The 5,966-nt window shown below is 59.1% G+C and carries 7 protein-coding genes and 3 pseudogenes; 6 read left to right on the top strand and 4 right to left on the bottom strand.

The genetic code is table 11. From position 1 onward, the window contains the following. A partial coding sequence (locus WLY71_RS29235) for a dienelactone hydrolase family protein (RefSeq protein ID WP_347806339.1) occupies window positions 1-513 on the top strand: 513 nt, incomplete at its 5' end. 51 nt (window positions 514-564) lie between these two features. On the opposite strand, the pseudogene WLY71_RS29230 reads toward WLY71_RS29235, so the two are convergent. Both WLY71_RS29230 and WLY71_RS29225 read right to left on the bottom strand, forming a co-directional pair. Continuing rightward, window positions 565-956: pseudogene (locus WLY71_RS29230) on the bottom strand (nitrilase-related carbon-nitrogen hydrolase). Beyond that, window positions 956-1,453 (bottom strand): annotated as a pseudogene (locus tag WLY71_RS29225) (GlxA family transcriptional regulator); the annotation flags it as partial. The pseudogenes WLY71_RS29230 and WLY71_RS29225, both read right to left, overlap by 1 nt. A 135-nt stretch (window positions 1,454-1,588) precedes the next feature. Between WLY71_RS29225 and WLY71_RS29220 the strand changes: the two are divergent. Genes WLY71_RS29220 through WLY71_RS29210 form a run of 3 tightly spaced genes read left to right on the top strand, consistent with a single transcriptional unit; the run spans window position 1,589 to window position 3,628 of the window. Beyond that, window positions 1,589-2,929, top strand: a complete 1,341-nt coding sequence (locus WLY71_RS29220; RefSeq protein ID WP_347806337.1) for a hypothetical protein — start codon at window positions 1,589-1,591, stop codon at window positions 2,927-2,929. A gap of 4 nt (window positions 2,930-2,933) precedes the next feature. Beyond that, complete coding sequence (locus WLY71_RS29215) at window positions 2,934-3,332, top strand: hypothetical protein (protein ID WP_347806336.1); 399 nt, start codon at window positions 2,934-2,936, stop codon at window positions 3,330-3,332. Continuing rightward, window positions 3,227-3,628, top strand: coding sequence for a hypothetical protein (locus tag WLY71_RS29210; RefSeq protein WP_347806335.1), 402 nt, complete (start codon window positions 3,227-3,229; stop codon window positions 3,626-3,628). The genes WLY71_RS29215 and WLY71_RS29210 overlap by 106 nt, the downstream gene beginning before the upstream one ends. On the opposite strand, the gene WLY71_RS29205 is transcribed toward WLY71_RS29210, so the two are convergent. Beyond that, window positions 3,625-3,825 (bottom strand): YbdD/YjiX family protein, encoded by a 201-nt coding sequence (locus WLY71_RS29205; RefSeq protein ID WP_347806334.1) that lies wholly within the window; start codon window positions 3,823-3,825, stop codon window positions 3,625-3,627. The two genes, WLY71_RS29210 and WLY71_RS29205, sit on opposite strands and share 4 nt — an antisense overlap. A 174-nt stretch (window positions 3,826-3,999) precedes the next feature. Here WLY71_RS29205 and WLY71_RS29200 point away from each other — a divergent pair, with 174 nt between their 5' ends. Next, window positions 4,000-4,485 carry an adenosine-specific kinase gene (locus WLY71_RS29200; RefSeq protein ID WP_347806333.1) on the top strand — a complete coding sequence of 162 codons (486 nt, stop codon included), beginning with the start codon at window positions 4,000-4,002 and terminating at the stop codon, window positions 4,483-4,485. A gap of 43 nt (window positions 4,486-4,528) precedes the next feature. Here the strand turns inward: WLY71_RS29200 and WLY71_RS31510 are convergent. Further along, a pseudogene (locus WLY71_RS31510) lies at window positions 4,529-4,618 on the bottom strand (hypothetical protein); the annotation flags it as partial. Between the two features lie 149 nt (window positions 4,619-4,767). Between WLY71_RS31510 and WLY71_RS29195 the strand changes: the two are divergent. After that, the gene (locus WLY71_RS29195) at window positions 4,768-5,820 is read left to right on the top strand and encodes an alpha/beta hydrolase family protein (protein WP_347806340.1); all 1,053 of its coding nucleotides are present in this window, start codon (window positions 4,768-4,770) and stop codon (window positions 5,818-5,820) included. Window positions 5,821-5,966: the final 146 nt, after the last annotated feature.

Here is a 5,966-nt window from a genome sequence, read left to right as displayed (position 1 = left end):
GACCTGTTCTGGCGCAGCGGCCACCGCATCGAACTGACCTACGACGAGGCCGGCTGGAAACGCGCCGTCGAGTTGATGAACGCCACCGATGTTGGCAAGGCCCAGACCGACATCGAACTGGCCATTGACGCATTGAAAGCCCAGCCGGGTCTGGACGGCGGGATCGCCTCGATTGGTTACTGCTTCGGCGGTTTGCTCTCGTACCACACCGCCGCCAATGGGCTGGTGGACGTGGCAATCGCCTATTACGGCGGCGGAATCCAGAATCAGCTGGACCGGGCCGATGAAATCGAAGTGCCGCTGCTGATGCACTTCGGTGAACAGGACAGCCACATCCCGCTGGAAGCCGTGGAGAAAATCGCCGAGCGTTTCGAGAACAACGATAACGTCGAAATTGTCGTGTACCCGGAGGCCGAACACGGCTTCAACTGCTCGCATCGCGACAGCTACAACCAGCGCGCAGCGGCTGAGGCCCATGGCAATACGTTGATCTTTTTGGGTCAGGAACTGTAAGGCCAGACGAGCAAAAGGGGACTTCCAAAGTCCCCTTTTTGTGTCTGCCGTTTAACGACTGAGTTCTTCCTCTGTATCGGTAACCGCCAGTTTCGGATGAACACTGCGTTCATGCACATGCCCGGCCGGTGTGCGATCGATCAGCAGGCTCAACAGTTCTGGACGGCCGTAGTGACCGCGCGAATCCATCATGCGTTTGCGCTTGTCGATCAGGCCCATGTCGAGGTCGACGATCACCTCGCCTTCGCCTTCGGTCCCCTTTCGAAAGGCGACTGAACGAACGAGAAGTACGGGTAGTAAGGCACGATGGTTTCCGGGAACACGGCGAACTGCACGCCCTGCTCGCCGAGCTCGAGAATCTTCTGCACCACTTTGTCGACGGTGCCTTCACGGCTGTAAAGAACGGGGCTGGTTTGTACGGCGACGGCTGGACTGACTGGCATCAGCCACGATTCGCGCGCTGAATCACTTGCGACGGCTGGCCAAATGCACGGATAAACGCCCGACGCATCCGCTCCCGATCGCCAAAACCGGTATCGGTTGCCACCACGTCGATGGGGTGCCGACCGGTTTCCATCATCAGACGCGCCGCTTCCACCCGCAGGTTTTCGATAGCCTTGGCCGGTGATTGCCCGGTTTCGGCATGGAACACACGGCTGAACCCTCCCGCGCGTCGGTGGTACACCACCAATTGCCGCGCGACTTCCGCACCCAGATCCTTTTCCACCAGCGCCAGCGCCAGATCGACGCAGGCGCGCATGCCCGCGGCCGTCCAGATGTTGCCGTCGTTGATGAAGATCCGGTCTTCCTCGACCTTCACCTTCGGGTACGCCTTCTGCAGCGCCGGTGCATGGCACCAGTGAGTGGTCGCGCGCCGGCCATCAAGCAAACCGGCCTCGGCCAGCGCAATAGCGCCGGTGCAGATCGAGCCCAGACGCCGGACATCATGGTGGCGCTGGTCGAAGGCGGCCCATACGCCGACGAAGTCGAACGGCGCCGGCGCATTCGTTATGCGCTGCTGGCAGGGTTCAAGAACTCCCACCGGGTGCCGGATCAAGAGCAGTACATCCATTGTTTGAGACTCACCGCCAACCTGTCGCTGGATACCCCGCAGAAAACCGCTTTCGTCGACGCGCCCTTTGAAATATTCGTCTCCAGCCCCTTCGATCCGCCCACGGCACTTGAAGGGTCGCCACCACCGCCTGACCGAACGATCGTGTTCTGGTTCAAACAGGATGCGCTCGGCTCAACGCCGCTGCAGTTGCTCGAAACGTTACGCGAGACCCTGAAAAATAAAATGGCTTTGGCGTGCGCTCCAAAACCGTGTTCCGAGCCACCCGACACGGCGGTCCTGAAGGTCATCTGCCCTTCTACCTCAACCGTCCTGCGCGACATGTTCCAGGACCAGGACATCGGCCAGGCCACGCCGAAGATCGAAATCTACTCACCGCTGGCCACTGCCGATAACGAGACGCTGGATCGCGGGTACCAGAAGCTTTCACCACCGCTTGCGAACAGACAACCCATGAAGTTGCTGCGCACCGTCAGCGAAGGCAAGCTGCGACGGATCGGCTCACCGTGCACCCGCGATCTGCGCCGCAGCGGCAATCGCAACGCGTTGATTTCCGAGTGGGACAGTTTCTACAGCCGCGCACTGATCGAAAGCTTCAAGTCACAGGTGGCCAGGGATGCCCGCCTGGGCAGCGATGAAAGAAACCATAGGGATGTGGTCGATCAGTGGACTCTACGTTTCAGCTATCTACGCGGCCTGGACGGGCGACTTCCGGAAAAATCCGCGAGCAACGATAAAACCGCCAACCTCGATGCCGGGAAAAATACAGCCCCCACCCAACTTGATCTCAGCCCATTGGAGAAATCCGACGGCAACTCCCAGTTCGACTACCTGCGGCGCCTCGCCGAGCATATCGCCCGCGAGGACGCGGCCTATCGACGCAACGGCGAAAGCGGCATCGGTGCGATCGGCGTGCTGGGCGTCGATGCCTACGACAAGCTCCTGGTGCTGCAGGCGCTCAAGAGTCGGATGCCGTACAAACTGTATTTTTCCACCGACCTCGATGCCTGCATGTTGCAACGGGGCCAGGCGCAAACCACGCGCAACCTGATACTCGCCGCCCCCTACGGGCTCACGCTGACACGCGCCCTGCAACAGGACGTGCCGCCGTTTCGCGTTAGCTTGCAAAGCGCGGCGTTTATCTCGGTGCTGGCCGCGCTGGCGCCGCAACCCTACGACGCCAAGCGCGCGAAGTTCGACTATTCCAAATCGGAGCTGCTGTCGCGGGGCATCTATGAAGTGGGGATCAGCGGCTTCATTCCTCTGGCGAGCCGGCTGACCGCATCACGCCCCGCTAATTGCGAAGCACCGACACAATCGCAGTCCGATCGACGGACTGGGTGAGCCGATGTTCCTGTTCGAAGGCATCAGCGCCTGGCCCACCGTGGCACCGCGGCTGCTGGCCGTGCTGATCTCCCTCTCGGCACTGGCAGGGGCCTGGCGCAACCTGCGCATCAATCGGACCGAGATCGAAGCCACGTACCATTTACGCCTGCACATGCGTAAATACGAGATGACGTTGTGGGGACAGGTTCGACGCTTGATTCGCCGGGGTAAAGGCTGGACATTGCGTCGATGGTGCAACGAACTGGGGCACTGCCTGCTGAAGATTTTCTTCCCGTTGCTGACCGCCAGCGACGAATGGTCAAAGTCCTGCACACCGGCCCAGGCCGCTTGCACGGACGGGCGCAAGATGATCGTCATTGCACGCTTCTGGGGGATAACTGGCCAACACCGCCCGGCCTGATCATTTCCTACCTGCTGACGGCGTTGGTACTGCTGGTTTCCGCGCTGTCGTTGCGACGCGCAGCGGAAAAGGCCCGCACCGTTGCCTTGCAACGGCTCGACGCTTATCTGCTGCAAACACCCGAAACGACGCCTTGCTACACCAAGTTCAAGATGATCCGCGAGCGGACCGCGACGTTCAATACCGGCTCGTTCTCACGCTACGCGGAAGACCCGCTGATCCGGGCGCTGCTGCTGTCGCTGACCGGTATCGGCGGCTCGGCCATTGTCGACGCGTTGAACTTTGCGAAGTTCTAGCAGCAACGGGTATTGCATTTTCCACGGCCAAAGCGGGCCTCCTGACGCTCACGAAAAAACGCCGAATAGCTCATGACCGGCTCGCCGGGATGATTGAGCGCCATTTGCGCAACGTAGTTATCGTAATCGGGCACGCCTACCATTAAACGCGCGCCCTGACTGAGGAACCTGGCGACCTGCTGCAGTTTGCGGTACATGGCCAATCTCTCTGTGAATGTGGGACTGGCCCATCAAACCGCACTGATGTATCTGCAATGTGTCATCACCGGGGTGCTTTGTATGTTCAAGTATCAAACGCGGCGATGCGCAACGCCCGGCTCGTTCTCACGCTAGGCTAAAGAATAACGACATCGTGAAAGGAGGCGTTCGAGATGCAACTCATCACGTTGAAAATCGACAAGCCGCAAGCAACGAATTTCATTTTGGGTCAGACCCATTTCATCAAGTCCGTCGAGGACATCCACGAAGCGTTGGTCAATGCCGTGCCAGGTATCCGTTTTGGCGTGGCCTTTTGCGAAGCCTCCGGAAAATGCCTGGTGCGCTGGTCGGGCACCGATACCGCCATGATCGAACTGGCCCGGAGCAATGCCCAAGCCATCGGTGCAGGCCATAGCTTCATCATTTTCCTCGACGATGGCTTCTATCCCGTAAACGTGTTGAACGCCGTCAAAATGGTTCCAGAGGTGTGCCGCATTTTTTGTGCAACGGCCAACCCGACTGAGGTGATTCTCGCCGAGACGGACCAAGGGCGAGCGATTCTGGGCGTGGTGGATGGCTTCTGTGCCCGTGGCATTGAAGGCGAGGAAGACATCCTGTGGCGCAAGAACCTGTTGCGGCAGATCGGCTACAAACTTTGAGCAAAGCAGGCGCTGAACATCACACTGTTCGGCGCCTCACACCTGGAATGGTGCCAAGGGACGATAACGTCGCCGCCAGAATGATGAATCCCGAGCCGGTGACACCGACAGATCCCTTGGAGGACAGAGTTAACGATGAAAATTATGCTCGGCGGTTCGAATGTGGGCTTTAATGTCCGTGCTTATATGCAGCCACATTAGCTTTCACTCCCTACGCAGGTGGATGCGCCTAACGGCGGGTTCAGGTTGCTATGCGCTTGTCTAATCAAGGAAGAAACGACATTGAAAATAGCTTTTGGCGCCCTGTTGTTGAGCTGGTTGACTACTATCGCACTCGCTGACGAGAACCCTGTCGGCTTCCACTCTTCCACACTGGCGGACGCGCACAATGACCGCGCACTGGAGATGGTCGTCTGGTACCCCAGTGCAACTACCGCAGCCACGCAAATGATTGGCGATGATGCGGTGTTTGTCGGGGCTTCTGCCGTTCGTGACGCGCCGCCCGCTGCTGGCAAGCATCCATTGTTGGTGCTCTCCCACGGGTACAGAGGTAACTGGAGCAACCAGATCTGGCTTGCCAGTGCTCTGGCCCATAGGGGTTACATCGTCGCCGCAATCAATCACCCTGGCACCACCACTCATGACCGTAGCCCTCAAGCAGCGGCGCAGTTATGGCAGCGGCCCGTTGATTTGCGCCGAGCCATTGATAGGGTCACGACTCAACCTGAAAAATTCGGCTTGGTCGCCAATGGCCGAATTGCAGTAGTGGGCCATTCACTCGGCGGCTGGACCGCCCTGGAGATCGCCGGTGCTCGTTTCGATCCAGACCGCTTCGCCCATGACTGCAAAGCCCACCCGCAGTTAACAAGTTGCACCGTCTATGGAAAGATAAACCCCGCAAGCACCTCAGAATCAAAGGCCGCGTTGGCCGCCGATTTGCGCGATAAACGCGTCACTGCTGTGGTTACCTTGGACCTGGGCCTTTCACGGGGCATGACCGATGAAAGCCTGGCCGCGCTACCGGTACCAGCGCTGGTGATCGCTGCCGGCGTACCGTCGCGCGAGCTTCCCGCTGAGTTGGAGTCTGCCAACCTGGCCAAACGCCTGCCTCCGGCGTCAAGCCGTTACGTCGAAATCCGCGACGCAAGCCATTTCAGTTTCTTGTCGTTGTGCAAACCTGGCGCGGAGGTATTGCTCGAAGAAGAAGTACCAGGCGATGGCATCATTTGCCGGGATGGCGACAGCGCTCGCCCGCGCAGGGTGATTCAACAGCAGATTACGTCGCTGATAGCAGAGTTTCTTCAGTCATCTATCAACAAAGAAGACAGTTTGTAGAATCGTGGTACGAGACCTGCCGCAGCTCAACAAAAAAACGCTGGAGCAGTTTCAGCACCCGTGCAATCTGTCAGATCGGTTGGCCAGGGATGAGCGCTCTGGGTCGGAGCGGTCGGTCGCGAACAGCTGCTTTCGGCCAAAAGCAG

This window comes from Pseudomonas rossensis, assembly GCF_039888995.1.
GTDB classification, from domain to species: Bacteria; Pseudomonadota; Gammaproteobacteria; order Pseudomonadales; family Pseudomonadaceae; genus Aquipseudomonas; species Aquipseudomonas rossensis.
Note: the sequence above shows the minus strand (reverse complement) of the source record. Positions and strands in the feature narration are given on the sequence as shown.

Coding starts and splice junctions, on each gene's coding strand:
- WLY71_RS29215 (WP_347806336.1), top strand. CDS start 2,934: ATGTTCCTGTTCGAAGGCATCAGCGCCTGGCCCACCGTGGCACCGCGG.
- WLY71_RS29210 (WP_347806335.1), top strand. CDS start 3,227: ATGGTCAAAGTCCTGCACACCGGCCCAGGCCGCTTGCACGGACGGGCG.
- WLY71_RS29205 (WP_347806334.1), bottom strand. CDS start 3,825: ATGTACCGCAAACTGCAGCAGGTCGCCAGGTTCCTCAGTCAGGGCGCG.
- WLY71_RS29200 (WP_347806333.1), top strand. CDS start 4,000: ATGCAACTCATCACGTTGAAAATCGACAAGCCGCAAGCAACGAATTTC.